The organism is Rhodococcus sp. P3_B8, assembly GCF_056402775.1.
Genome location: NZ_JBFUGT010000029.1, coordinates 1 through 1,276, shown reverse-complemented (window position 1 = coordinate 1,276; position 1,276 = coordinate 1). Strand labels below are relative to the sequence as shown.

General features: G+C 67.0%; 1 protein-coding gene and 1 pseudogene. Both read right to left on the bottom strand.

The window, feature by feature from the left end; all coding sequences use genetic code 11:
* Positions 1–73: 73 nt before the first annotated feature.
* The gene (locus AC1D1G_RS13755; RefSeq protein ID WP_477952515.1) at positions 74–1,033 is read right to left on the bottom strand and encodes a diiron oxygenase; all 960 of its coding nucleotides are present in this window, start codon (positions 1,031–1,033) and stop codon (positions 74–76) included.
* A pseudogene (locus AC1D1G_RS13750) lies at positions 1,030–1,276 on the bottom strand (prephenate dehydrogenase/arogenate dehydrogenase family protein); the annotation flags it as partial. The gene AC1D1G_RS13755 and the pseudogene AC1D1G_RS13750, both read right to left, overlap by 4 nt.

Below are 1,276 nucleotides of genomic sequence, written 5' to 3'. Positions count from 1 at the left end.
TCTCCGCGGCCCGTGGTGGGAAGGCCCCGAGCCTTCCCACCACGTGGCCCCGTCGGTTCCCGTCGCCGCGGAGTCAGGCCCACTCGAAGGACATCTCGCCCGCGACGCCGAGGTGCTTGCACAGCTTGTGGATGYCACCGAAATCCTGGACCAGTGCGGATCGGCGGGTGTCGTGTTCGGCGTCGTCGATCATCGCCTGTCCGCCGCCCAGCTCCAGGATGTCGACGATGGTGTGCCACGTCGAGTAGTCGTTGCTGCTGAATGCCGTCATCGCGTCGACGAGCCCGTCCAGGAAGTGGTGGCGGTCGTCGGGGCTCAGCGTGTCGTAGACGACGACCGCGATGTCGTCGGCGATCGAGGCGTGACAGTACTCGTCGCGGTTGTGGAGGCGGACCGTCGCCCGGTTGACCGGCTGGATGACGTCGTTCTCGGAGATCAGGTCGAGGTAGGAGCTGATCGAGATCTCCGCCACCGTCATGAAGGCGAACGTGGTGATCGCCCGCTTCCTCGGGTCGGCGGCATCGGCAGTCGCCGCGCGTTGACGGCGCAACGTCAGGACGTCGGGAAGGGCGTTGTTCGGCATCGCCCAACCGCGTTGCCTGCGCGTGACCGCGCTCGCGTTCAGGTGCATGAGGGTGTGGTACTGCTCGTCGACCATCGCCTGGTGGACGGCCACGGCGAACGTGTCCCCGAGCCCGGTGTCCAGGGCATCGTGCGCGACGAGGTCGAACCCAGGATTGACCACGTACTGCTCGATGTCCATGACGTTCTTGTTGAAAGCGATCCAGGCCCAGGCCCGAAGCTGGTTCCGTTGCTCCTCGCGCATGCCGAGGAACCGATCGTGATCGGCGAAGGGCAGCAACTCGTTCGGGTAGTCCTGCTTGTCGAGATCGAACAGCGCGTCGAGGTCCGGTTCCGGCTTCTTCACGGTCGCCCGCTGTCCCCAGTTCCGGGCGAGCCGGGACACGACGGCGCTCTCCACCGGATCCGCCGGGTCGTACTCCGGGAGCGAGGGAGTCTTCTGGGGCGTCATGACGAATCTCCGTTCCTGTCCCACGACTGCGGCTGCCTGCGAACGAGATCGGTGAAGAGGTCGGCGCACAGCCGGGCGAGGGGTTCGCTCCGGTCGCCGAGCGTCGACGTCGAGCGGGACATGAGCGAGGCGAAATCGTCCTCCGAGCCCCGCTCGACGGTTTCCGTGAGAGTGGTCAGTGCGGCGGCGAGCGCGCGGCGGGCCTCGCCCGCAAACGGATTGCCCGCCTGGATGTCCCGGTAG